Source organism: Arthrobacter sp. StoSoilB19 (assembly GCF_019977275.1).
Lineage (GTDB): Bacteria > Actinomycetota > Actinomycetes > Actinomycetales > Micrococcaceae > Arthrobacter.
Genome location: NZ_AP024650.1, coordinates 640,863 through 665,268, shown reverse-complemented (window position 1 = coordinate 665,268; position 24,406 = coordinate 640,863). Strand labels below are relative to the sequence as shown.

Here is a 24,406-nt window from a genome sequence, read left to right as displayed (position 1 = left end):
GCGCCCATATTATTCTGTCATGCAGAATCTTCCTGCCCGGCGGAAGCCCACCTACTCCATCGAAGCGGTGGATAACGCCCTGCAGCTCCTCCAGCTCCTGCGGGACGTCGGCAGCCTGCGGCTCAAGGACGCTGCGGCGGAGCTCGGCGTGGCGCCGTCCACGGCACACCGGCTCCTGGCCATGCTGGTGTACAGGGGCTTCGCGGTCCAGGATGAAACGCGCCGGTATGTGCCGGGCCCCGCGATGGGCGCCGGCCCGGCGGGCTTGAGCTGGACACGCCAGCTGCGGGACATCTCCCGGCCACACATGGAACTGCTGTGCGCGCGCACCAACGAGACCGTCAACCTCATGATCCGGGTGGGCACGAAAGTCCGCTTTTTGGACACGGTGGAAAGCACCAACATCCTTCGCGTCGGGGACCGGCAGGGGACCCTGCTCCCCGCGCATAAAGCCTCGGGCGGGAAAGCCATCCTGGCGGAGCTCGATCCCGCCGTGCTGGAGCAGCTGTTCCGCAGCCCCAACGCGGAACTGGGCGGCGACTACATCCCGGACGCCGACTACCCCGCGTTCCTGCGCGAGCTTGAGTCCGTCCGCGCCAACGGATTTGCCGCCAACTTCGAGGGTACCGAGGAGGGAATCAGCGCCTTTGGGATGGCCCTGCACAACGGCAAGGGCATGGTGGTGGGCGCCCTGAGCGTGGCCACTCCCGTAGCACGGTTCCGGCCCCTGTTCGACGCCGGGCTGGTGGGCGTCATGATGGAGACCCGGCGCCAGCTGGAAATAGACATCGCGGCCAATCCGGCGGACGGGGCAGCCGGAAGCTGACCGGCAGGGCCGAAGGAATTCTGCATGCCAGAATATGCTGGGGATCACAGCAGATCTTCCCTAGGGTCGAATCCACGTCGCAGTCAGTCCGCACGCAAGGAGAAGGCCAGTGTCGATCAGCGCTGAAAACCAAACGCACGAATCCGTGGCGCAGGAACACCACGTTCCCGAGCCCACCCCGGAGGAGGCTGCGCAGCTTGAGCAGCTGTACCGGGATTTCGATAAGGAAAACCTGATTCCGTTGTGGACGGAGATCGCGGACCTGATGCCCATGGTCCCGTCCCCGAAAGCAGTGCCGCACGTCTGGCGCTGGAATGACCTGTACCCCCTGGCCGCCCGCGCCGGGGACCTGGTGCCCGTGGGCCGAGGCGGGGAACGGCGCGCCATTGCGCTGGCCAACCCGGGCCTGGCCGGCACGCCTTACGCCACCCCGACGTTGTGGGCGGCCATCCAGTACCTGGGCGGCCGTGAAACGGCCCCGGAGCACCGCCACTCGCAGAACGCGTTCCGGTTCGTCGTCGAGGGCGAGGGCGTGTGGACCGTGGTGAACGGGGACCCTGTCCGGATGTCCCGCGGCGACTTCCTGCTCACCCCGGGCTGGAACTTCCACGGCCACCACAACGACACCGACGAGCCCATGGCGTGGATCGACGGCCTGGACATCCCGTTCGTGCACTACGCGGACGCCGGGTTCTTCGAGTTCGGCACCGAACGCGTCACCGACGAAGCCACCCCGGACATCTCCCGCTCCGAGCGGCTCTGGGCCCACCCCGGACTCCGCCCGCTCTCCGGCCTCGATGACACCACCAACTCCCCCATCGCGGCGTACCGGTGGAAGTACACCGACGCCGCCCTGCGCGAACAGCTGCTCCTCGAGGACGAGGGCCACCCGGCCACCGTGTCACAGGGCCACGCCGCCGTTCGGTACACCAACCCGACCACGGGCGGGGACGTCATGCCCACCATTCGCGCCGAGTTCCACCGGCTCCGCGCCGGCGCCTGGACGGAGACGGTCCGCGAGGTGGGCTCCAGCGTCTGGCAGGTCTTCGAAGGCACAGGCACCGTGACCCTGAACGGCGAAACCAAGGTCCTGGCCAAGGGCGACCTCTTCGTGGTGCCGTCCTGGGCCGCCTGGTCACTGCAGGCCGAATCCGAGTTTGATTTGTTCCGGTTCAGCGACGCACCCATCTTTGAGCGCCTGAACTTCAACCGCACCTACATCGAAGGACGCACCAAGTAATGAAACTCCTCACCCTCCGCCTCCCCGCCGGCACCGGCAGCGGCAAGAGCACGACGGCGGTCCGCCAGGACGGCGAGACCCTCACCGAAATCCCGGGCTTTTCCGATGTCGGGGCCCTGCTGCAGGACCCCAACTGGGAAACCATCGCCAAGGATGCCAACGGCGCAACGCACGCGTTCGACGGCGCCGACCTCGCCGCCGTCGTGCCTTCCCCGGGCAAGATCATCTGCGTGGGCCACAACTACCGCAACCACATCAAGGAGATGGGCCGCGAGGTCCCCGAGTACCCCACCCTGTTCGCCAAGTACGCCGAGTCGCTGATCGGGCCCAACGATGACCTCGCGCTGCCGCAGGAATCGGACACCGTGGACTGGGAAGCCGAGCTCGCCGTCGTCATCGGCAAGGCCGGCCGGCGCATCCCGGAGGCAGAGGCTGCCGGGCACATCGCAGGGTACTCCGTGCTGAACGACATCAGCATGCGCGACTACCAGTTCCGCACCATCCAGTGGCTGCAGGGCAAGACCTGGGAGAAGTCCACCCCGTTCGGCCCGGCCCTGGTCACCAAGGACGAATTCACCCCCGGGCCGCTGATGACCTCGGCAGTGGACGGCGACGTCCAGCAGTCCACCCCCACCAGCGACCTGGTCTTCACCCCGGAATACCTGGTCTCCTACATCTCCACCATCATCACCCTGAACCCGGGCGACGTCATCGCCACCGGCACCCCCGGCGGCGTGGGCCACGCGCAGGACCCCAAGCGCTACCTGCAGGAAGGCCAAGTCCTGGTCACCACCATCGAGGGCCTGGGCCAGCTGACCAACCGCGTGGTCAAGGAAGCCTGATGGTTGCCCGGCACGACCAGGCCACCGACCCCGTCCTGCTCGAGGGGCTGCTGCAGGCGCGGCGCGGCACCGCGTTCTTCGCCCGCAAGCTCAACGAGCTTCCCGACGCGGAACTGGACGGGGGCTCGCTGCTGCCGGGCTGGACCCGCCGCCACGTTGTAGCCCACGTGGGCTACAACGCCAGGGCCATCGCCCGTCTGGTCGAGTGGGCGGCCACCGGGGTGGAAACACCCATGTACCCGTCCGTTGAGGTCCGCAACCACGAGATCGACTTCGGGGCCACCCTCAGCCCCATCGCCCTGCGGAACCTGTTCGACCACTCCGCCGTGCACCTGAACGTCGAATGGCGCGACCTGCCCGCCGCCAACTGGCACCACAAGGTCAAAACCGTCCAGGGCAGGACAGTCCCGGCCGAAGAGACCGCGTGGATGCGCACCCGCGAAGTCTGGGTCCACGCCGTGGACCTGGACAACGGGGCCACCTTCAAGGACATCCCTGCACCCGTCCTGGAACGCCTGCTCAAGGACATCACCGGCGCCTGGCATGTGCGCGGCACCGATGCCGGGCTCCTCATCACAGTGGACGGCACCGGCTTGTCGTTTGGGGACACCGCCGCCCCGTCGCCCACCGTGGTGTCCGGTTCACTGGCCGCCATCGCCCAGTGGGCCGCGGGCCGCGGCACGGACGGAACCACGGCGAAGCGCGACGGCGAAGCAGCTACCCCGGCGCCGCCGGCACCGGCCTGGATCTGACAGGCCGCCGCGGCACCCGCCACAGCACCGCACCAGAGGCGGGCCAGCACCGGCTGGCCCGCCTTTCGGCGTTCCTGCCCGCATGTCCCGTCACGTGCGGTGCGTCGCCTCAGGCTGGAGCCTAAAAAGGATCCCCTGGACTTGGAGCAGGTTCCATAAAATCAGCCCAGGACGCTGGATAGCATGAGGTGACCGGACAGAGCCGTCCGGTGGGATCGACGCAAAAGGACAACCCATGGCCGCGGTTACGGTGGATGACATCCTCTCGGATCTTCCCCTCGGCTTCGCCAGCCTCATCCTTCGCCCGGCCCCCTCGGCGCCGGACATCGAACGGTTCCTGATCGTCGACGCCGACGATGAAGCAGCCCAGGCCGGCAAAGCCTTTGTCCTGCTCATCGGGGTCCGTGGCCGTTCGGCGCTGCCTGCCCTCCGGCGCCTCCTGAAGGACCCGCCCCCGGTGGTCGCCGTCAAGGGCCAGCGCGAAGACCTGGCGGAAGCGGAAGAACTCCTCCGCGCAGCCGGATCGGGACTGCTGCTGGTGGATCCGGCAGCAGACTGGGACCGCCTGCTCTCCATAGCCAAGGACCGGATCCAGCCGCGCAGCTACCAGAGCGAAGTGCTGACCCTGCTCGAGGAAGACCTGTTCGCGATCGCCCAGACCACAGCGCGGCTCACGTCCAGCCACGTGCTCATCGAGGATGCGGCCAACAAGGTCCTGGCCTACTCCACCGTCACCAATGACATCGACGAACTCCGCAAGGCTTCCATCCTGGCCCGGCGCGGCCCCCGCAAATACGAACTGCTGCTCAAGGATCTTGGCGCCTACCGCGAACTGCACCGCACCCGGCAGCCGGTCCGGGTACCCGCACGGCCCCAGGACGGGCTGCGGGAACGGGTGGCCATCGCGCTCTTTGCCGGCGAACGGATCATGGGCTACATCTGGCTCCAGGAGACCGGAGCCGGGTTCGGCCCGGACGTTGAGTATGTCCTCACGGGATCCGCGGCACGCGTCTCGGCCGAACTGATCCGGTACCGCAACCAGCAGTCCGTCCATATGCGGGAGGACCGGATTGTTCGGATCCTGTCAGGTCCCGCGGAGGCCGCCGCCAGCGCGCACAGCGGAAAAATCCCTTCGGAACGTCCCGCCGCCCTCATCCTCATCGGCATGTCCGACGCCGACTCGCGCGCCGACGACGCCGCACTCAAGCACGGGGAACTTGCCAATCTCGCCTCCATCCACGCGGCCGCGTACAAGCCCACCGCCGTCGTGGGCCAGTTCAAGGGTGACACCGCCATCATCGTGCCTGACCTGCAGTCCAGCACCGCGGAATCGGGGCTGCGTTCCCTTGCCGAGGCAATCGTCCGGGATGCCCGCAAGCACCTCGGCATCAGTCCATTCGCGGCCGTGGGCCCCTTGGTGCCGGACCTGTTGTCCCTCCATACGGTGACCGGGGTGACGGAGGCGCTGCTGGCCTGCGTGGGCACGGCAGAACCCGGCACGGTTGCCGCGGTGGGCGATTTCGAAGCGGAAATCCTCTACCGCGAGGCGGTGCGGAACTTCCACACCTCACCGTTCCGCCACCGCGGCCTGGCAGCGCTCCTCCAGGAGGACGCCGAACTCGCCGACACCCTCCGCACGTATTTCGATGCGTCCTTCGACGTCGCCGAATGCGCCAGGCGGATGAACCTGCACAAGAACACTGTCTACTACCGGGTGGCCAAAGCCACCCGGGTGACCGGCCTCGACTTCGGCAGCCCCAGGGATTCCCTGGTGGCGCTGCTCCACCTCCAGGAGTGGGCCTCCACTTCCTACGACACTTCAGGCAGGAAATGACCACAACACTCGGCGCACCACCCCTGGACATCCTCCTCGAGGACATCGTCCGGCGTCACCGTCCGCGGAAGGAAACGGGTGCAGTACCCCGCAACATCCCCTTCCTGGCCAAGGTCCCCTTCGACCGGTTTGGCATTGCCGTCGCCACCACGTCCGGTGACGTTTTTTGCTCCGGTGACGCCGATGTCCCCTTCTCCATCCAAAGCATCTCCAAGGTCTTCACCCTGGCCATGGCGCTGCAGGGCGGCCGGTCCGCCCGGCTGTGGTCTCGGGTGCTGCGCGAACCGTCCGGAACAGCCTTCAACTCCCTGGTTCAGCTCGAGGCCGAACATGGCATCCCGCGCAACCCCTTCATCAATGCCGGGGCGCTGGTGGTCACCGACCACCTGATGCAGGAGACGCCCGACGCCGCCGCGCACCTCCTGCGGTTCCTGACCGGACAAGCGGGTCACCAGGGACAGGCGGACAGCCGGGGACAGGGGCCGTTCATTGACGAGGCAGCTGCCGCCGGTGAACTGGCCGGCAGCAGCCGCAACCTTGCCCTGGCGCATTTCCTGAAGGACTTCGGGAACCTCACGCAGCCTGCGGAATCAGTGGTGGAGAATTACGTCCGCCAGTGTTCGATCATGATGACCTGCGCGGAGTTGGCCAAGGCCGGCCTGTTCCTTGCCAATGACGGACAGGGAGCCGCCGGCACCGTGTTGTCCCGGAGCGAGGCCAAGCGGATCGGCTCCATCATGCTGACGTGCGGCATGTATGACGCCGCCGGCGAATTCGCCTACCGCGTGGGCCTGCCCGGAAAGAGCGGGGTGGGCGGCGGAATACTGGTCATCGTGCCGGGCCAGTGCGCCATCTGCGTCTGGAGCCCGCGCCTGGATGCCAAGGGCAATTCCCTCGCCGGCACGGCAGCCCTTGCCGACCTCTCCGACCGCACCGGCTGGTCAGTTTTCTAGTTTTTCCCATCCAAGACAGATCTTCCCCGGATCGAAAGGAAATACCCATGCCCAACAACCCCAATGACGAGGTTGGCTTCGACCACATAATTGATGGTGGTCACGCGCATGCGTCCGAGACCTCCCTGCACGCGGAGGACAAGGGTTACCACAAGAACCTCAAGCCCCGGCAGATCCAGATGATCGCGATCGGCGGCGCGATCGGCACCGGCCTGTTCCTGGGCGCCGGCGGCCGGCTCAACGCCGCGGGCCCGTCCCTGGTCATCGCCTACGCGGTCTGCGGGTTCTTCGCGTTCCTGATCCTGCGCGCCCTGGGCGAACTGGTCCTGCATCGGCCCTCCTCCGGCTCGTTCGTCTCCTACGCCCGCGAATTCTTCGGCGAAAAAGCCGCGTTCGTCTCCGGCTGGTTCTACTGGATCAACTGGGCCACCACCACCATCGTGGACATCACCGCCGCCGCCCTCTACATGCACTTCTTCGGCAACTACATCCCTTGGATGGCCGACGTCCCCCAGTGGGCCTGGGCACTGACCGCCCTCATCGTCGTCCTGGCCCTGAACCTGGTCTCGGTCAAGGTCTTCGGCGAAATGGAATTCTGGTTCGCCCTGATCAAGGTCGCCGCCCTGGTCGCGTTCCTCATCATCGGCACCTACTTCGTCATCTTCGGCACCCCCGTGGACGGCCAACAGGTCGGCATCAGCCTCCTGTCCGACAACGGCGGGATCTTCCCCAACGGCCTGCTGCCCATGATCATCCTCATGCAGGGCGTCCTGTTCGCCTACGCCTCCATCGAACTCGTCGGCACCGCCGCCGGCGAAACCGAAAACCCCGAAAAAATCATGCCCAAGGCCATCAACTCCGTGGTCTTCCGCATCGCCGTGTTCTACGTCGGCTCCGTGATCCTCCTGGCCCTGCTGCTGCCCTTCACCTCCTACCAAAAAGGCGTCAGCCCCTTCGTGACCTTCTTCGGCTCCATCGGCGTCCAGGGCGTAGACGTCATCATGAACCTCGTCGTCCTCACCGCCGCCCTGTCCTCCCTGAACGCCGGACTCTACTCCACCGGCCGGATCCTGCGCTCCATGTCCGTCAACGGCTCCGCACCCCGCTTCGCCTCCCGCATGAACAAAGCAGGCGTCCCCTACGGCGGCATCGCCATCACCGCCACCGTCTCCCTCCTCGGCGTCCCCCTGAACTACCTCGTCCCCGCCGAAGCCTTCGAAATCGTCCTGAACATCGCCTCCGTCGGCATCATCATGACCTGGGCCACCATCGTCCTGTGCCAAATCCAACTCAAACGCTGGGCCGACAAAGGCTGGGTCACCCGCCCCTCCTTCCGCATGTTCGGCGCCCCCTACACCGGCTACCTCTCCCTGCTCTTCCTCATCGGCGTCCTCATCATGGTCTTCATCGACTCACCCCTGACCATGCTCGTCACCGCCATCGCCTCCATCCTCATGGTCGCCGGCTGGTACGCCTGCCGCACCCGCATCCGCCAAATCGCCGAAACCCGCGACGGCTACACCGGAAAGTCCCCCGTCATCGCCAACCGCACCCCCATCTCCTGACCCCATCCCTTCCGCCAACCTTCCGAGCCAAAGAAAGAACATGACACCAGAGCCGCAGCCCACCCTGACCTCCTCCCCCACCCGGCCCGCCGCCGTCGTCCATCACCAGGACACCGTGGCGCCCGCCCTGAAATCCGCGGGGCACGTGATCGTTGACTCGCTGGTGGCGCATGGCGTGGAACGCACCTATGTGGTTCCCGGCGAGAGCTTCCTGGATGTGCTGGACGGCCTGCACAACTCGAAGATCGAAACCATCGTCTGCCGCCATGAAGGCGGTGCCGCGTACATGGCGGAAGCCGACGGAAAGCTGAACCAGCGCCCGGGCGTGGCGATGGTGACCCGGGGGCCCGGCGCGGCCAACGCCCACGTAGGGCTGCACACCGCCTGGCAGGACTCCACGCCGATGCTGCTCTTCGTGGGCCTGATCCCGTTTGCCCACCGGGACCGCGAGGCGTTCCAGGAATTCGACATCAAGTCCTGGTTCGACACCGGCGCCAAGCGGGTGATGGTCCTTGACCACCCGGAACGGGCCTCCGAGATAGTGGCGGAGGCCATGTTTGCGGCAATGAGCGGCCGGCCCGGGCCCGTGGTGGTGGGCCTGCCCGAGGACGTCATCCGGCGGGAGGTCAGCCCTGCGCTGCATCCTGCGATTCCCGTGGCCGCAGGCGGGATGGGCAGCGCTGATGCGTCAGCCCTGGAAGCGGCGCTGGCGGAATCGTCCAAGCCGCTGTTCGTGACCGGCGGCAACGACTGGACGCAGGAGGCCGCGGACCAGCTCACCGCCTGGCTGGAACGGCACCACATCCCGGCGGCGGCGGAATGGCGGACGCAGGGAACAGTGCCCTTCGATTCGCCGTCCTACGTGGGACCGATCGGCTATGGCCGGCCGCGCCCCACTTACGACCTGCTGGAGGAGACCGACCTCCTGGTCTTCGTGGGAACGGTGCCGGGCGACGTCATTACGGACGGTTTCGTCTGCCGGCAGGACTGGAACAAGGAAAATTTCCTGGTCACCGTGGACCCGTCGCTGCGGGGAAGGTCCGGCCCGGTGTCGCGGCAGATCCTGGCCAAACCGGAAGCGTTCGTGCGCGGCCTGGAGGGCATCAGCCTGCCCGTGAAGGAAGAGTGGAAGGCCTGGACGGTCAGGATGCGCGCCGAGCAGGAGCGCTTTGCCACGCTGCCTCCTGCTGCCCCGGCGGCCGGGCAGGCCCGGATGGACACCCTGATGGCCAACCTCGTCCCCCGGCTGCCGGAGGATGCGATGGTGACGTTCGGTGCAGGTGAACACACCAACTGGGCGCACCGGTATTTCCCCACCCGCCGCTACGCGTCCATGATCAGCGCGCGGAACGGGTCCATGGGCTACTCCGTCCCCTCGGCCATCGCAGCGTCCCTGGCCGAACCGAAGCGGCGCGTGGTCACCATCGCCGGGGACGGCGAATTCCTCATGAACGGGCAGGAGCTGGCCACGGCTGCCCAGTACGGGGCCACGCCGCTGGTGGTGGTCATGGACAACCAGGAGTACGGCACCATCCGCACGCACCAGGAGCGGCACTATCCCCGGCGCGTCTCCGGTACCCAGCTGAAGAACCCCGACTTTGCGCTGATGGCCAGGGCTTTCGGCGGATTCGGGGTCACGGTGACCGAGGACCGAGATGTCCCGGCAGCGCTGGATGCAGCCCTGGCAGCGATTGACCGGGACGGCGTATTCGCCCTCATCCATCTCGTGGTGGAGCAGCGGGTCAAGGCGTACTAGGCCAAGCGGAAGGCCGCCACGAAAGTGCCGGCCTTCTTCCTTGCTCTTGCTGCGGGCGGTTAGAGCCGGTCCGTCCGGTCCTCGCCACCCTTGTGGCCGGCCCCGCGGAGGTTTTCCTGGACTTTGCCGAACAGGTCCTTGATGGTGGATTCCGCGTTGGTGATGACGTCCACCGGCACAAAGACCTCATGGGTCAGCGGCAGGTCATATTCGTCCTTCAGGTGGGTGCCGTTTCCAACCCCCGTCAGCGACAGGTAGACCATGGCCTCAGTCCGGGCGATGCCCGCGAGCTTGCCGAACACAACCGTGAACTCGTTCGGTTTGAAGCTGATGGTCTGCCCGATGTGGCTGCGGCCCAGTTCCCCGGCGGTTACGGCCTTCTCCGACTGGCTTCCGGTGTAGTCCATGAACTTCTCCTTCGATCGCCAACACGTATGCAGGCAGTCTAACCCTGCCGCTCCATGCCGGCACAGGGTCTCTGCTGGAGGGATGCACAACAAGGGACCGGAACCCGTGGCCATTCCTCCATTGAGCCGCGCCGTGGCGCAGCGGTTTGATGGCATCACCGGGGCCGCAGCAGCCGCCCCGGCCAAGCCTCTTCAAAGGAATATCCGTGACTTCAATGACGAGCCGCGTAAAGAGCCCTGTCCGCTGGGACGCCGTCCAGGTCGGCGACAGCGTGGAACTCAGGAGGGATGGGCACACCGCCTTCAGCGGCCTGGTGGATGCCCGGACCGATGACGGCGACGTGGTGTGGGTGGCAGCCCCCGCGGGAGGCCGGCGCTTGTTCCATATCGCCGACGGCTACGACCTGGCAGGGGTGCCGGCATGACGGACTGCCCGGACGATTGCCCCTACTGCACCGGGCCGGAGACTGACTAAGGGGCCGGTAGAATCTTGAGGGTCCGGGCACCGGCTCCGGACCCGTAGGCGGAACCGGCCCTGCACCCTGCAGTGCCGGCGGACAGCAGGAGGAGCAGCCGTGCGTGGTTCCCTCCCGCAGGTCCCTTTCCACCTCCTCCGTGCCTCGACCCTGGCCGCCGGCACCCTGGCCCTCGCCGGCGGCGCCCACGTGGTTGGCGGAGGCCGCCTTCCGGCCCCGGGCTTCCTCCTGGCCGTGCTGGCCCTGACAGCACTGGCCAGCACGGCCGCAACCCGCCTTCGGCTGGCGTTTCCGGCCATGGCCGCGCTCCTGGGCGGCGGCCAGCTGGCCCTGCACGAGCTTCTCACCGCCTTTTCCGCTCCCCTTGAGAGCGCAGCAGGTGCGCCGGCGGCGGCCCACCTGCACCAGGTCCCCCTGGCCGGGTTCGCAGCGTTCGCTCCCCTGGCGGAGCACCTGAGTCCCGCGAATCCCGCGTTGGCACCACTGATGCTCGCAGCGCACGCGGCGGCCACGCTGGGCTGCGCCCTCCTCCTCGCCAAAGGCGAAGCTGCCCTGTGGGCACTGGCCGACTGGCTGCGGCCCTTTGCCGGCCTTCCCGGGCCGGTGGCACCTGTCCCTGCCGTCCGCCTCAACGGACTGTTCAGGCACGTTCCCTTGTACCGCTCCCCCTGGCGCAACGTCCGCCAGGACAGCCGGCGCGGCCCGCCTTCCGCCGTCGTGCTTCCCTGCTAAAGCCCCGCACCGGCCTTCCGCCCGGCGTCGGGGTACACATTTTGCACGCCCTGAATCAGTGGTGTGCGCCAGAAAGGCAACCCATGACAACCCCGTTATTTCGCCGTACCGTGACCGCATCCGCAGCCGCCGCAGGCTCAGCCGTTCTCCTGCTCGCCGCGGCGGGCGGCGCCTCAGCGCATGTTGGCGTGACCCCGGACAAGACCGGCGCCGGTTCTTATGCCCTGCTGACGTTCGGCATTCCGCACGGCTGCGGCACGTCCCCCACCACGAAGGTGGCCATCACGCTGCCCCCGGAATTGAATGACGCCCAACCCACGGTCAACCCCAACTGGACAGCGGAAAAGGTGACCGAACAGTTCGCTGAACCCCGGAAGCTCCCGGACGGAACCGCCATCACGCAGCGGACCAGCCAGATCGTCTATACGGCCAAGACGCCGCTGAGCCCCGAACTGCGCGACGCCCTGGTCCTTTCCGTGCACCTGCCGGACATGGCCGGGACAACCCTGAACTTCCCCACGCTGCAGACCTGCGAAAGCGGCCAGACCGACTGGTCCCAGGTCGCCGCTGACGGCCAGGACCCCCACGGGCTGGAAGCCCCCGCCCCCTCGCTCACCATCACGGCGGCGGACAACGCGGACGCCCACGGCGCGGCAGGAGCTGCCCACGGCACCGGACAGGCGGCGGGGACGGACAGCGGCGCGGAGGCGCGCAGCTGGACCGGGCTTGCTGCCGGCGTGGGCGGACTGGTCCTGGGCGGGGCGGCACTGCTGCGGAGCAAGGGCAGGCTCCGCGCGCCGGGCAGCAACACTGCCGCCGGCACTGCCGGCCGGGAGCCGGCCGGCAAGCCCTAGGGTCGTAATTGGTGCCCGGATCATCACGATCCGGGCATCAAATTGCCCCTACTGCAGGTGGCATCGTTGACGCGGGCAACGGCTACCGCGAAGGTGGTCCCATGAGGTCTCAGAAAATTTCCCAGGGGTTTGCCATGACGACGGCGGCCGCAGCGGCAGCGCTGCTGCTCACCGCGTGCGGTCCAAGCCAGCCGCAGTCCCAGACTACGACGGCGCCCGCCACCGGGCAGGCCAGCCAGTCCCCCTCGCCGACCGCGTCAACGGCGCCTCCGGCGTCCTCGGCGCCGGCCACGTCGACGCCGGCTTCCCCGTCCCCCGTCAGCCCTGCCGGCACTCCGGGCCTGTGCAAGGCGGCCGGGCTCACGGCGGCCACGGATCCGTCCGGTGGCGGCGCTGCCGGCAGTGTCTACATGAAGCTCAACCTCACCAACAGCGGCTCCGAGCCGTGCATCCTCAGGGGCTTCCCGGGCGTCTCCCTGGTGGCAGACGCCGCCGGCGCCCCCATTGGCGCCCCCGCCACGCGGGATGAGTCCGCAGGTGTCGTGGACGTTCTGCTGGCCCCCGGCCAGACGGGCACTGCGGTGCTGCGCTACACGCAGGCAGGCAACTACATGGACTGCTCCCCCGTGGACGCTGCCGGCTACCGGATCTATCCGCCCGAGGACACCGATTCCCTGTTCCTCCCGCAACCTACCCGGGCCTGCGGCAACGCAAACATCACACTGCTCAGCATTGGAGCGTTCCAGCCCGCCTGACCCCGGGACCTGACCCAGGAGGGAACCGGGAATGGAGGGAGGCACAAACTGGCCTGCGAGGGCCGTGGACCGTAGGCAGGTTGGACTGGCATGACGTCGATTTGGCTGGACCGCAGGGATCCCTTCATTTCTGATCCGTTTGAACCGGACACCAGGTATGACACGGTGGTGGCGGGGGCCGGCCTCACCGGCCTGGTCGCCGCACTGCTGCTGGCCCGCTCCGGGCAAAGCGTACTGGTACTGGAGGCCCGCCGGCCGGGGGCCGTGACCACCGGCAACACCACTGCAAAAGTAACGCTGCTGCAGGGCACGTTCCTGTCCCAGCTGGCCCGCCAGTATTCGCAGAAACAGGTGCAGGCGTACGTGGACGGAAACCGGGAGGGCCAGGCCTGGCTGCTGCGCTACCTGGAGGAGCACAACGTGCCCTTCCAGCGCCGCACCGCTTACACCTATGCTGCGTCAGCACAGGGAACGGAAAAGCTGCGGGAGGAGGTCAGCGCCGCCACCACCGCCGGGCTGGACGTGGATTACGTCCGCGACGCGGGTTTGCCGTTTCCCGTCCACGGGGCCGCCCGGCTGCGGGACCAGGCCCAGATCAACCCGATGGAGGTCCTCGACGCACTGGTGGCGGACATCCGCCGCCGTGGCGGCCGGATCGTCAGCGGCGTGCGCCTCCAGGACGTCACCGGCGATGCGCCCTCCGCCGTCAGGACCGACCGTGGCAGTGTCAGGGCGGACACGGTCGTCCTTGCCACCGGAATCCCCGTCCTGAACCGCGGCCTCTATTTCGCCAAGCTGAAGCCAAGCCGCTCCTACGCGGCGGCCCTTGCCCTGCAGGATGACCAGGCACCTCCGCCGGGCATGTATATCTCCGTTGAGCAGCCCACGCACTCCCTTCGCGACTATGAGGTGGACGGCCGGAACCTGCTGCTTGTGGGCGGTCACGGCCATCACGTGGGGCGGACGGACTCAGAGAAAGCGCACCTCACCGGGCTGCTCGACTGGGCGGGCCGGCATTACCCCGGTGCGGTCACCACGCACACGTGGTCGGCACAGGACTACATGCCCACCAACCTCATGCCCTTCTTCGGAAAGCTCCCGCGCGGCAAAGGCCGGATCTACTTCGGCACCGGCTACAACAAGTGGGGAATGACCAACGCCGTCGCCGCCGCGCTGGGCATCTCGGCGGACATCCTGGGCGGCCAGGTGCCCTGGGCGGACACCATCCACCACCGCATTACATCGCCGGCAGGTGCGTTGTCCGCCGTGGCGCTCAACGCCGGCGTTGCCGCGAGGATGGCCTCCGACTGGGGGAAAGTGACCACCGAGGGCCGCAGGATTGACGGCCTCAAACGGGGAACCCGCGGACCCACCGTTCCCGCAGCGCCTGCCCCCGCAACACCTGATACCGCAGGCCCGGCCGCCGTCCCGGCCGAAGGCCAGGGCAAGGTCTACCGCGAGGGCAACCGGCCGGTGGCTGTATCCACCGTGGAAGGAACCACCTGCAGGCTCTCGGCGGTCTGCACGCACCTGGGCGGCATCCTGCACTGGAACGACAACGAACAGACGTGGGACTGCCCCCTGCACGGGTCCCGCTTCACGAACCAGGGAAGGTTGCTTGAAGGCCCGGCCACCAAGGACCTGCCGGAGTCCGAAACTGTTTGAACAGGAATTGATCAGCTATTGAACAGGGATTTGCCGGCCGAGGCCCTGCAGGGCTGCCGTCTGCCTTGGCCGAAATCCCGGGGTTGGACGGGGTGATGTTCGGCTTCGGGCGGAACCCCGGCCGCCCGGGAGTCGGGTGTCAGTGCCTTGCGGCATGATGGAGGCATGAACCAGGAACAGCGTCCTGCCGGCAGCAGTGTTTCCGGTGCGGCCGCCCCCATGGGCCAGTTCAGCCGGCCCACCAGGGACTGGTTCCTTGGCGCGTTTTCCGAGCCGACTCCTGCGCAGGCCGGGGCCTGGAACGCCATCTCCTCAGGATCGCATGCGCTGGTGGTGGCCCCCACCGGCTCCGGAAAGACCCTCGCGGCCTTCCTCTGGGCGCTGGACAGGCTGCTCGCCTCGGCGTCCCAGGCCGCTGATCCCGCCCCTGCCGAAGTGCCCGCAAAAGGCAAGCGGGCCCGGGCGCCAAAGCGTAAGACCCGTGTCCTCTACATTTCGCCCCTTAAGGCTTTGGGCGTTGACGTGGAACGGAACCTGCGGTCCCCGCTGATCGGCATCACCCAGACGGCAAAGCGGCTGGGACTTCCCGCCCCGCTGATCACGGTAGGGGTCCGGTCCGGGGACACTCCCGCTGCGGACCGCCGGACGCTGTTGACCAACCCGCCGGACATCCTCATCACCACCCCGGAGTCGTTGTTCCTCATGCTCACCTCCAAGGCCCGCGAAACCCTTGCCGAGGTGGACACCATCATCATTGACGAGGTCCACGCCGTGGCCGGGACCAAGCGCGGGGCCCACCTTGCCGTGTCCCTGGAGCGGCTGGACGCGCTGCTGCCCAAGCCTGCGCAGCGCATCGGGCTTTCCGCCACGGTGGAGCCGCGGGAGCTGGTGGCCCAGTTCCTGGCCGGTTCAGCCCCCGTGGAGATCGTCGCCCCGCCGGCCAGGAAGAACTGGGACCTCACCGTATCGGTGCCCGTGGAGGACATGTCGGACCTGCAGGGCGCGGCAGGGGCGTTCGACTCCGGCCCGGCTTCCGGCCTGCAGCCGCAGGCTTCCATCTGGCCGCATGTGGAGGAAAAGATCGTGGACCTGGTGCTGGCCAACCAGTCCACCATCGTCTTCGCCAACTCCCGGCGGCTTGCCGAGCGCCTCACGGCGCGGCTCAACGAGATCTACGCCGAACGCCAGCTGATTGCCGTCGGCGGGGGCTGGGACGATCCCGGCCCGGAAGGGCAGGCCGGCGGGCCCGGCACGCCGGGGGGACCGCCGTCGGGCATTCCCGCTTCAACCGCCACCCCTGCGCACATGATGGCCCAGGCCGGCAGCTCCGCGGGCGCTGATCCGGTCCTGGCCCGCGCCCACCACGGTTCCGTGTCCAAGGACCAGCGCGCGCTCATCGAGGACGACCTCAAGTCCGGGCGGCTGCGCTGCGTTGTGGCTACGTCGTCCCTGGAACTGGGCATCGACATGGGTGCCGTGGACCTGGTGGTGCAGGTGGAGTCGCCACCGTCCGTGGCCAGCGGCCTGCAGCGGGTGGGACGCGCCGGGCACCAGGTGGGCGAGATTTCCCAGGGCGTCCTTTTCCCCAAGCACCGGGCAGACCTGGTCCACACAGCCATCACCGTGGAGCGGATGCTGGGTGGCAAGATCGAGCGGCTCAGCATCCCTGCCAATCCGCTGGACATCCTGGCCCAGCAGACCGTTGCCGCAACCGCCCTGGGCAGCATCGACGTGGAGGAGTGGTTCAGCACCGTCCGGCGCTCGGCGCCTTTTGCTTCCCTCCCCCGGTCAGCGTTCGAGGCGACCCTCGACCTCCTGGCGGGGCGCTACCCGTCCGACGAGTTCGCCGAGCTGCGGCCACGGATCATCTGGGACCGCAACGCCGGCACCATCGAGGGGCGGCCCGGAGCCCAGCGCCTGGCCGTTACGTCCGGCGGCACCATCCCGGACCGCGGCCTGTTCGGCGTCTACATCATCGGCACCGAACAGGAAGGCTCTGCCTCCCCCTCCGGGGACGGCAAACCGGCGCGCGCACCAAAGGGCGGCCGGCGCGTGGGCGAGCTGGACGAGGAAATGGTCTACGAGTCCCGGGTGGGGGACGTCTTTGCCCTGGGCGCCACCAGCTGGAAGATCGAGGACATCACCCACGACCGCGTCCTGGTCTCCCCCGCGTTCGGGCAGCCCGGCAAGCTGCCGTTCTGGAAGGGCGATTCGCTGGGGCGGCCCGTGGACCTGGGCCGCGCACTTGGCGCCTTCGTCCGCGAACTGTCCGCGTCCGACGCCGGCCCTGCCACCGAGCGCTGCAAGGCCAGCGGCCTGGACGACTTCGCCGCCAACAACCTCATCCAGTACCTCAACGAGCAAAAGCAGGCCACCGAGGTGGTCCCCAGCGACACCACCCTGGTGGTGGAGCGGTTCCACGACGAACTGGGCGACTGGCGCGTGATCCTGCACAGCCCGTTCGGCATGCCGGTGCACGCGCCCTGGGCATTGGCTGTGGGGCAACGGCTGCACCAGCGCTACGGACTGGACGGCTCCGCCATGGCCGCCGACGACGGCATCGTGCTGCGGGTGCCCATGATGGAGGACGAGCCGCCCGGCGCCGAGCTGTTCCTCTTCGATCCCGAGGAACTCGAGCAGATCGTCACGGCAGAGGTGGGCGGCAGCGCCCTGTTTGCCTCGAGGTTCCGGGAGTGCGCTGCCCGTGCGCTGCTGCTGCCGCGCCAGACCCCGGGCAAGCGCCAGCCGCTCTGGCAGCAGCGCCAGCGGTCGGCCCAGCTGCTGGACGTGGCCAGGAAGTACCCCACGTTCCCCATCGTGCTGGAAACAGTCCGCGAATGCCTGCAGGACGTCTACGATCTGCCGGCGTTGAAGGACATCGCCGCGTCCGTGGAACGGCGTGAGCTGCGGATCCTGCAGACCACCACCCAACAGCCCTCGCCGTTCGCCAAGTCCCTCCTCTTCGGTTACGTGGCCCAGTTCCTCTATGAGGGCGATTCCCCGCTCGCCGAACGGCGGGCCGCCGCCCTGGCCCTGGACTCCACCCTCCTGAACGAGCTGCTGGGCCGGGTGGAACTGCGCGAACTCCTGGACGCCAAAGTCATCGAGGCCACCGAACGCGAGCTGCAGCGGCTGGCCCCTGACCGGCGTGCACGGGGCATGGAGGGCGTCGCGGACCTCCTGCGGTTGCTGGGCCCGCTGACGGCCGGGGAAACGGCGGCACGGCTCCAGGGTTCACAGCCGGCAGGGGACGCAGTCCAGGTCCTCGAGCCCGGTGACGCTCCGCCGGTCGACGCTGCCGCAACTGTGGAAGAGGCGGCAGCGCACCTGGCCGCGCTCCAGCGCGCCAACCGCGCCATCAAGGTCAACATCGGCGGGGTTGAACGCTTCGCCGCCGTGGAGGATGCAGCCCGACTCCGCGACGCCATTGGCGTTCCGCTGCCCATGGGCGTTCCGCTGGCCTTCATCGAGCCGGTGGCCGATCCCCTGGGCGACCTTGTCTCCCGGTATGCCCGGACCCATGGGCCCTTCACCGCTGCCGAAGCCGCTGCCCGGCTGGGCCTCGGTGTGGCTGTGGTGGGTACGGCCCTGAAACGCCTGGCAGCGGATGGACGCGTGGTGGAGGGGGAATTCCGGCCCCACGTCACCCCGCCCGAAACCGCGCCGCCGGAGGCCGGCGAACCTGCCGGACCACCGCCAGCCGATGAAGCCGCCAGCGCTCCCGTCCCCGACGTTGCGCACACTATCGCCAGCGAATGGTGCGACGCCGAGGTGTTGCGCAAGCTCCGCCGTCGTTCCCTGGCCGCGCTGCGTGCCGAAGTGGAGCCGGTGGACGCTGCCGCCTACGGACGTTTCCTGCCCGCGTGGCAGCATGTCAGGACTCCCGGCGGCGGCCGCGGCCAGCCCTCGCTGCGCGGCCTGGACGGCATCATCACCGCCATCGACCAGCTCTCAGGGGTGCCCGTCCCCGCGTCAGCCTGGGAGCCCCTGGTGCTGGCCACACGGGTATCCAATTACCAGCCCGCGATGCTGGATGAACTGATGGCTGCAGGTGAAGTCCTGTGGTCGGGGGCCGGGGCGCTCCCGGGAAACGATGGCTGGATCAGCCTTCACCTGGCGGACTCGGTGGAACTGACCCTCAACCCATCGCCCGAGTTTGAACCGGGGGACGCCGGCCAGCGGCTCCTGGACCACCTGCGGAACAACGGCGGCGGGTACTTCTTCCGCCAGCTGACCGAAGTGGCGGGCGGCATGGACGCCGTGCTGAGCGACCAGGAGGTGGTGGCTGCGCTGTGGGACCTCGCATGGGCCGGCAGGATCACCGGTGACACGTTCGCCCCGGTCCGGGCCTTGATCGCGGGAGGCCACACGGCCCACCGCCAGGTGGCAAGGGCACCACGTGCCAGGGCGCCGCGGCTCAGCCGGCTGGGCCGCTCCCACGGCACCGGCCTGATGGGCTCCCCCGGGCTGGCCGGCGGCCGGTATGGAACGCAGGGTGCCGCCACTCCGCCCACCGCCGCCGGGCGGTGGTCGGCGCTTCCCGAGCCTGAACTCGATCCCACCATCCATGCCCGCGCCACGGCGGAACTCCTGCTGGACCGCTATGGCGTGGTCACCCGCGGCTCGGTCATGGCCGAACAGATCGTGGGTGGCTTCGGCCTGATGTACAAGGTCCTGGCCCGGCTGGAGGAGGCGGGCCGCTGCCGCCGGGGGTACTTCATCGAACATCTTGGTGCCGCCCAGTTCGCTGTTCCGGCCACCGTGGACCGGCTCCGCTCCTACTCGGAAGACACGCAGCTGGCGAAGGCCGAACCGGTGGCCCTGGCCCTCGCCGCCACCGATCCCGCCAACCCCTACGGTGCGGCCCTCCCCTGGCCCGCGCTGCAGGACGACGCCGGAACCGGCCACCGTCCCGGCCGGAAGGCCGGCGCGCTGGTGGTCCTGGTGGACGGTGCGCTGGTCCTGTACGTCGAGCGTGGCGGGAAGACCCTGCTGGCCTTCAGCGATGACGAGGCCGTCCTGGCGGCGGCGGGTGCCGCGCTGGTGGGGGTGGTCACCCGCGGTGCGGTGGACAAGCTGATCATGGAGAAAGTGAACGGGCACGGCATCCTGGACACCCCGGTGGCCGCTGCCCTCAGCTCCGCCGGCGCCTACTCCACCCCGAAGGGATTGAGGATCCGTGCCTGAGGGCGATTCGGTTTGGCGGGCCGCCCGCCAGCTGCACCAGGCTTTAGCCGGACAGACGCTGCTCGCCTCGGACTTCCGCGTGCCCCGGTTCGCCACCCTCAACCTGGCCGGCTGGACCGTTGCCGAGGTGGTTCCCAGGGGCAAGCACCTGCTGATGCGGGTGGTCAGCCCGGAGGACAAACGGCTGACCATTCACTCCCACCTGAAGATGGAAGGCGCCTGGCAGGTGTATCCGCCTGGCGGAAGGTGGCGGAAGCCGGGATTCACCGCCCGGTGCGTGCTCCGCACCGCTGTGGCAGACGCCGTCGGCTTTTCCCTTGGCATTGTGGAAGTGGTGGCCACAGCCAATGAGGACTCCATCGTGGGATTCCTCGGCCCGGACCTCCTGGGCCCGGACTGGGACCCGGACGAGGCGGAACGGCGCATCCGTTCGCGCCCTGAGGCGCCGGTGGGGGTTGCCCTGCTGGACCAGCGGAACCTCGCAGGCATCGGGAACATTTACCGCTGCGAAACGTGCTTCCTGTCCGGGGTGCATCCCGCCACGCCGGTTTCCGGGGTCACGGACGTGCGGACCCTGATGACCGATGCCAAACAGCTTCTGGAAGTGAACCTCGGGCCCGGCCGCCGCGTCACCATCCTGAATGCCCGCGGCATGCCGGTGGGCAGGATGGCAGGCAGGCCCGGCTACTGGGTGTACGGCCGGGAACGCCAGCCCTGCCTGAAATGCGGCACGCCCATCCAGCGCGGACTCCTGGGCAAGCCAAACGGTGAGGAGGAGCGGGACATCTACTTCTGCCCGAAATGCCAGCCCGTACCCAGTTGATCTTTAGGCGCAGGTGGTCCTGTCAGGCGCAGCCCTCCGGAGCCATAGCGGTCCGTGCCTTGCCGTCGGTCTTCGGAACGGCGGCAGGAACCATGAAGCGCGGCAGCAGCACGTGGACCAGCGGACCAATGGCCAGGGCGTAGACCACCGTGCCCACGCCCACCGAGCCTCCCAGCAGCCAGCCGATGGCCAGCACGGACACCTCAATCAGCGTGCGCGACAGCCGGACTGACCACCCGGTCCGGCGCGCCAGTCCCGTCATCAGCCCGTCGCGGGCACCCGGCCCGAACCCGGCCCCGATGTAGCAGGCTGAGGCGACGCCGTTCACCAGGACGGCCCCTGCAAGAAGCCCGGCCTGGCCGGCCACGTGGGGTACGGCAGGAATCAGGGCCAGGCCGACGTCCGCAAATACGCCCACCAGGACCGCGTTGCAGAGAGTGCCGAAGCCCGGCATTTGCCGGAGCGGTATCCAGAGCAGCAGCACCAGGAAACTCACAGCGATGACCACCACACCGATGCTCAGACCCGTCCGGTTCGCCAGCCCCTGGTGGAACACGTCCCAGGGGTCCAGCCCCAGCCCGGCGCGGATGAACATGGCCAGGGAGATGCCGTACATGGCGAGGCCGGTGAAGAGCTGGAGGAGTCTGCGGGTCATCATGCAAACAACCATTCCATGCAACTGGCATTGGAATACATAGCCAGTTTGAGATACTGGCTACATGTCCACCACCTTGAGCGCCACCGCCCTGTCCCGCCTGCTTGGCACCTGGAACAACGGCACCGGCCCGGCCTACCGGGAACTGGCCGATGTGGTTCGGCTCCTGATCCTGGATGGCCGTGTGGCCCTGGACAGCGCGCTGCCCAGCGAACGGTCCCTTTCGGCAGCCCTCGGCATCAGCCGGACAACCGTTACCGCCGCCTACTCCAGCCTCCGGGAACAGGGCTTCCTCAGCAGCGGCCAGGGCAGCCGCGGCAAGACGCGCATCCCCGAACTCACGCCGTTCGGCCGGGCGCTTTACGGCCCGCAGCCGCGGCCGGCCGAACCGTTTACCGCACCTGGCCTCACCGCACCGGAAGGGTTGATCGACCTTGCCTATTCGGCCTTGCCTGCCAGCGGCGAGGTGGTGCACCGGGCCTTCGCCGCGGCATTGACGGAGCTTCCCGCCCTGCTGCCGGGATTCGGCTACGACGCCCTGGGATTAATGCCCCTGCGCCAGGCGATTGCGGACAGGTATTCGGCAGCCGGGGCGCCCACCCAGGCAGGCCAGATCATGGTGACGTCCGGCGCGCAGCATGCCCTGACCATCATCATCCGCACGTTGGCAGGCCGGCAGGACCGGGTCATGGTGGAACACCCCAGCTACCCGCACGCGCTGGATGCCATCCGGGCGGCCGGCTGCCGTGCCGTCCCGGTGGCTTTCACGAAGTCCGGCTGGGACCTGCCCGCCATGGAGTCGGCCATGGCCCAGCAAAAGCCAAAGCTCGCCTACCTGGTCCCCGACTTCCACAACCCCACGGGCATGATCATGCCGGACGCCCAGCGCCGGCGGCTGGTCCGCGCCGCCGCCGCTGCCGGAACCGTGCTGGTAGCGGACGAGACACTCCGTGAACTGAACCTGGACGGCGTCGCCACCACTCCACTGGCCGCCTTCGGCAGCACGGTGGTGTCCATCGGATCCCTCAGCAAGTCGCATTGGGGCGGCCTGCGCACCGGCTGGATCCGGGCCTCGGAAGCGATGATCCAGCGGTTTGCCGCGGCACGCACCACCCTGGACCTGGGCGGACCCGTCATGGAACAGCTCGCCGCCGCCCACCTGGTGCGGGCCCTGGACGAACCGCTGCCCGCGCTGCTGGAGACCCTCCGCGGCAACCGGGCAGCACTTCTCGGCCTCCTGTCCGAACATCTGCCCACCTGGCGCACCACGCGTGCAGCCGGCGGCCTGTCCATCTGGTGCCGGCTTCCCACGCCCATCAGCACGGCATTGACAGTGCTCGCGCCGGACTTCGGGGTCAGGCTGGCGGCGGGACCCCGGTTCGGCATCGGCGGCGCGTTCGAACGCAACCTGCGGGTGCCGTTCGCCCTTCCACCGGACAAGCTCGAAACGGCGGTGCTGGCGCTGCGCGCCGCCCAGGACAAGCTGGACTCCGCTCCCCAGCTGCGGCGCTCGCTCACCCATGCCCCCGCCGTCGCCATCGCCTGACCCGGGCCCGGACTGGCCGCCGTCGGAATCGCCGGACCGGCCGCGACCGGCCGCCAGCGGAATCGCCGGAACGGTGCCAAGCCGCCGGAGAGGTACGGCGATCCCGCACCGTTCCGGCGATTTGGAGCGCCACACAGAACGTTAGGGGCAGCTACGCGTACACGCGCTCCAGGAAACCGCCCCAGGCCTTGGCCGTGGTCGCGGAATCGGCGGTGCCGCTGAAGTCGTGCACGGTCATGCCAACGGGGGCACCGAAAGCGTTGCGGCCGAAGAACCGGTAGAGGGCGTCCGGGGTGCGCACGCCCAGGAAGTGCTCATTGGAGAAGTCCACCTCGCCTGTCAGCCAGCCCACGCCGTCGAGCTCCACATCCACCGCAGCGCCCTGCCCGGCCGCGCCGGCACCCAGCGCTTCGCGAAGCCGGATGAAACCATCGGGGGCCTGGGATGCCGCCGGTGCCTGGACGTCCGTAAACACCACAGGCCTGCCGTCGAAGTACTGCAGGTACTGGCCCAGCGTGTGCAGGTAGAACTCGGTGTGGCGGCTGGCACCGTCGTACTGCTGGTCCCAGTTGTCCGCGAAGATGCCGCTGTGGACGTAGTGGAGCCGGGCCCGGCCGCCGTCCAGCGGTTCCAGCACATGTTCCAGCTGGTTGAACCAGCCGTCGGGCCCGTCCATCCGGGAGACCAGGTGGTGCGGGTACTCCTCCACCATCCTGACGTCCGGCCACTGGTCCGTGGGGAACATCCATGCGGACGTTCCATTGGTCACCGCTTCCCACACCCGCTCGGGCGTGCCGGGGAGCTCCGTGTCGTAGACGATTTCGAAGTTGCGGTTGTCGGTCATTTGTCCTGCTCCTTGCCTGGATGGGATTCATCGGTTGCCTCGAGGGCACTGGTCTCTTTTAGTGCAGGGTGCAGCGCCACGACGAGCCGGTGCCGCCGCCCCCGTGGTGACGGGGCGCTGTCGTGATACTTGTCCACCAGCCGGGTGACCTCGGTGCCGAGCTCCTCGGCGAAGGCTGCACGGTCCGCCGCGGTGCGGAACGTGATCTCGCCATCAATGGCGAACGTAGCCAGCTTTTGCCGGGCAGCGGCGGCGCCGGCAATCAGCTTGCCCACCTCCTGGACCATCCGGCCCGCGAGCGCCAGCAGCCAAAAGGCGGAGAAGCGGTCTGCAAACCGTCGCGGGTCCGGGGACACCTCATTCAGCGCGATAGGTGAGATGAGGTAGGACGCCGCCGTGGCCTGCAGGACCCGCTCGGTCACATTGCCCTTGCGGCGTTCCTCCACCAGTTCCACCAGCCCGTGCCGCTCCAGCGCCTTGAGGTGGTAGTTCACCTTCTGCCGGGGCAGGCCTACACGGACAGCCAGCTGCGTGGCGGAAGCCGGCTGGACCAGCTCGCGCAGGATCCGGGTGCGGATGGGGTCCAGGGATACCTCGGCCGTGGCCGGGTCCTCGATGACTGCGATGTCCTGCATGCCTCCACTATCGCAACCGACAACTTTTATTGTCAAGAACTTTTTTATCGTCGGTGGAG

20 protein-coding genes are annotated in these 24,406 nt (G+C 68.3%); 16 read left to right on the top strand and 4 right to left on the bottom strand.

What is annotated here, in order from left to right; genetic code table 11:
- The first annotated feature begins 19 nt into the window (after positions 1 to 19).
- The 8 genes from LDO86_RS03215 (at position 20) to LDO86_RS03180 (ending at position 9,768) form a co-directional block, all read left to right on the top strand.
- Positions 20 to 826 carry an IclR family transcriptional regulator gene (locus tag LDO86_RS03215; protein WP_018772173.1) on the top strand — a complete coding sequence of 269 codons (807 nt, stop codon included), beginning with the start codon at positions 20 to 22 and terminating at the stop codon, positions 824 to 826.
- A gap of 109 nt (positions 827 to 935) precedes the next feature.
- Complete coding sequence (locus LDO86_RS03210; RefSeq protein ID WP_018772172.1) at positions 936 to 2,066, top strand: cupin domain-containing protein; 1,131 nt, start codon at positions 936 to 938, stop codon at positions 2,064 to 2,066.
- Positions 2,066 to 2,908: a fumarylacetoacetate hydrolase family protein gene (locus tag LDO86_RS03205; RefSeq protein WP_018772171.1), complete on the top strand. Its 843-nt coding sequence runs from the start codon at positions 2,066 to 2,068 to the stop codon at positions 2,906 to 2,908. Before LDO86_RS03210 ends, LDO86_RS03205 begins: the two co-directional genes overlap by 1 nt.
- The gene (locus LDO86_RS03200; RefSeq protein WP_018772170.1) at positions 2,908 to 3,660 is read left to right on the top strand and encodes a maleylpyruvate isomerase family mycothiol-dependent enzyme; all 753 of its coding nucleotides are present in this window, start codon (positions 2,908 to 2,910) and stop codon (positions 3,658 to 3,660) included. The genes LDO86_RS03205 and LDO86_RS03200 overlap by 1 nt, the downstream gene beginning before the upstream one ends.
- A gap of 235 nt (positions 3,661 to 3,895) precedes the next feature.
- Positions 3,896 to 5,494 (top strand): helix-turn-helix domain-containing protein, encoded by a 1,599-nt coding sequence (locus LDO86_RS03195; protein ID WP_018772169.1) that lies wholly within the window; start codon positions 3,896 to 3,898, stop codon positions 5,492 to 5,494.
- Positions 5,491 to 6,447, top strand: coding sequence for a glutaminase (locus LDO86_RS03190; protein WP_018772168.1), 957 nt, complete (start codon positions 5,491 to 5,493; stop codon positions 6,445 to 6,447). The genes LDO86_RS03195 and LDO86_RS03190 overlap by 4 nt, the downstream gene beginning before the upstream one ends.
- A gap of 47 nt (positions 6,448 to 6,494) precedes the next feature.
- The gene (locus LDO86_RS03185) at positions 6,495 to 8,012 is read left to right on the top strand and encodes an amino acid permease (protein ID WP_224084268.1); all 1,518 of its coding nucleotides are present in this window, start codon (positions 6,495 to 6,497) and stop codon (positions 8,010 to 8,012) included.
- A gap of 40 nt (positions 8,013 to 8,052) precedes the next feature.
- The gene (locus LDO86_RS03180) at positions 8,053 to 9,768 is read left to right on the top strand and encodes a thiamine pyrophosphate-dependent enzyme (protein ID WP_018770855.1); all 1,716 of its coding nucleotides are present in this window, start codon (positions 8,053 to 8,055) and stop codon (positions 9,766 to 9,768) included.
- Between the two features lie 59 nt (positions 9,769 to 9,827).
- On the opposite strand, the gene LDO86_RS03175 is transcribed toward LDO86_RS03180, so the two are convergent.
- The gene (locus LDO86_RS03175) at positions 9,828 to 10,175 is read right to left on the bottom strand and encodes a hypothetical protein (protein ID WP_018770854.1); all 348 of its coding nucleotides are present in this window, start codon (positions 10,173 to 10,175) and stop codon (positions 9,828 to 9,830) included.
- A 215-nt stretch (positions 10,176 to 10,390) separates the two neighbouring features.
- On the opposite strand from LDO86_RS03175, the gene LDO86_RS03170 reads away from it, so the two are divergent.
- The 7 genes from LDO86_RS03170 (at position 10,391) to LDO86_RS03140 (ending at position 20,667) form a co-directional block, all read left to right on the top strand.
- The gene (locus tag LDO86_RS03170) at positions 10,391 to 10,600 is read left to right on the top strand and encodes a hypothetical protein (protein ID WP_018770853.1); all 210 of its coding nucleotides are present in this window, start codon (positions 10,391 to 10,393) and stop codon (positions 10,598 to 10,600) included.
- Positions 10,601 to 10,750: 150 nt separating this feature from the next.
- On the top strand, positions 10,751 to 11,383 hold the full coding sequence (locus LDO86_RS03165) for a hypothetical protein (RefSeq protein WP_018770852.1): 633 nt from the start codon (positions 10,751 to 10,753) through the stop codon (positions 11,381 to 11,383).
- A gap of 83 nt (positions 11,384 to 11,466) precedes the next feature.
- Positions 11,467 to 12,237, top strand: coding sequence for a YcnI family protein (locus LDO86_RS03160; RefSeq protein ID WP_051081414.1), 771 nt, complete (start codon positions 11,467 to 11,469; stop codon positions 12,235 to 12,237).
- Positions 12,238 to 12,338: 101 nt separating this feature from the next.
- Positions 12,339 to 12,992, top strand: a complete 654-nt coding sequence (locus LDO86_RS03155; protein WP_026266006.1) for a DUF4232 domain-containing protein — start codon at positions 12,339 to 12,341, stop codon at positions 12,990 to 12,992.
- Between the two features lie 90 nt (positions 12,993 to 13,082).
- The gene (locus LDO86_RS03150) at positions 13,083 to 14,657 is read left to right on the top strand and encodes an FAD-dependent oxidoreductase (protein ID WP_018770848.1); all 1,575 of its coding nucleotides are present in this window, start codon (positions 13,083 to 13,085) and stop codon (positions 14,655 to 14,657) included.
- Between the two features lie 165 nt (positions 14,658 to 14,822).
- On the top strand, positions 14,823 to 19,844 hold the full coding sequence (locus tag LDO86_RS03145; RefSeq protein WP_018770847.1) for an ATP-dependent helicase: 5,022 nt from the start codon (positions 14,823 to 14,825) through the stop codon (positions 19,842 to 19,844).
- Positions 19,837 to 20,667, top strand: coding sequence for a DNA-formamidopyrimidine glycosylase family protein (locus tag LDO86_RS03140; protein ID WP_018770846.1), 831 nt, complete (start codon positions 19,837 to 19,839; stop codon positions 20,665 to 20,667). The genes LDO86_RS03145 and LDO86_RS03140 overlap by 8 nt, the downstream gene beginning before the upstream one ends.
- Positions 20,668 to 20,689: 22 nt before the next feature.
- Here the strand turns inward: LDO86_RS03140 and LDO86_RS03135 are convergent, their stop codons facing one another.
- Positions 20,690 to 21,325: a membrane protein gene (locus tag LDO86_RS03135; protein ID WP_018770845.1), complete on the bottom strand. Its 636-nt coding sequence runs from the start codon at positions 21,323 to 21,325 to the stop codon at positions 20,690 to 20,692.
- Positions 21,326 to 21,386: 61 nt separating this feature from the next.
- Here LDO86_RS03135 and LDO86_RS03130 point away from each other — a divergent pair, with 61 nt between their 5' ends.
- The gene (locus LDO86_RS03130) at positions 21,387 to 22,868 is read left to right on the top strand and encodes a PLP-dependent aminotransferase family protein (RefSeq protein WP_018770844.1); all 1,482 of its coding nucleotides are present in this window, start codon (positions 21,387 to 21,389) and stop codon (positions 22,866 to 22,868) included.
- Between the two features lie 151 nt (positions 22,869 to 23,019).
- Here the strand turns inward: LDO86_RS03130 and LDO86_RS03125 are convergent, their stop codons facing one another.
- Together LDO86_RS03125 and LDO86_RS03120 are read right to left on the bottom strand one after the other, a co-directional pair.
- Entirely contained in the window at positions 23,020 to 23,712 is a 693-nt protein-coding gene (locus LDO86_RS03125; protein ID WP_018770843.1) for an ATPase, read from the bottom strand.
- Positions 23,709 to 24,347: a helix-turn-helix domain-containing protein gene (locus LDO86_RS03120; RefSeq protein WP_018770842.1), complete on the bottom strand. Its 639-nt coding sequence runs from the start codon at positions 24,345 to 24,347 to the stop codon at positions 23,709 to 23,711. The genes LDO86_RS03125 and LDO86_RS03120 overlap by 4 nt, the downstream gene beginning before the upstream one ends.
- Positions 24,348 to 24,406: the final 59 nt, after the last annotated feature.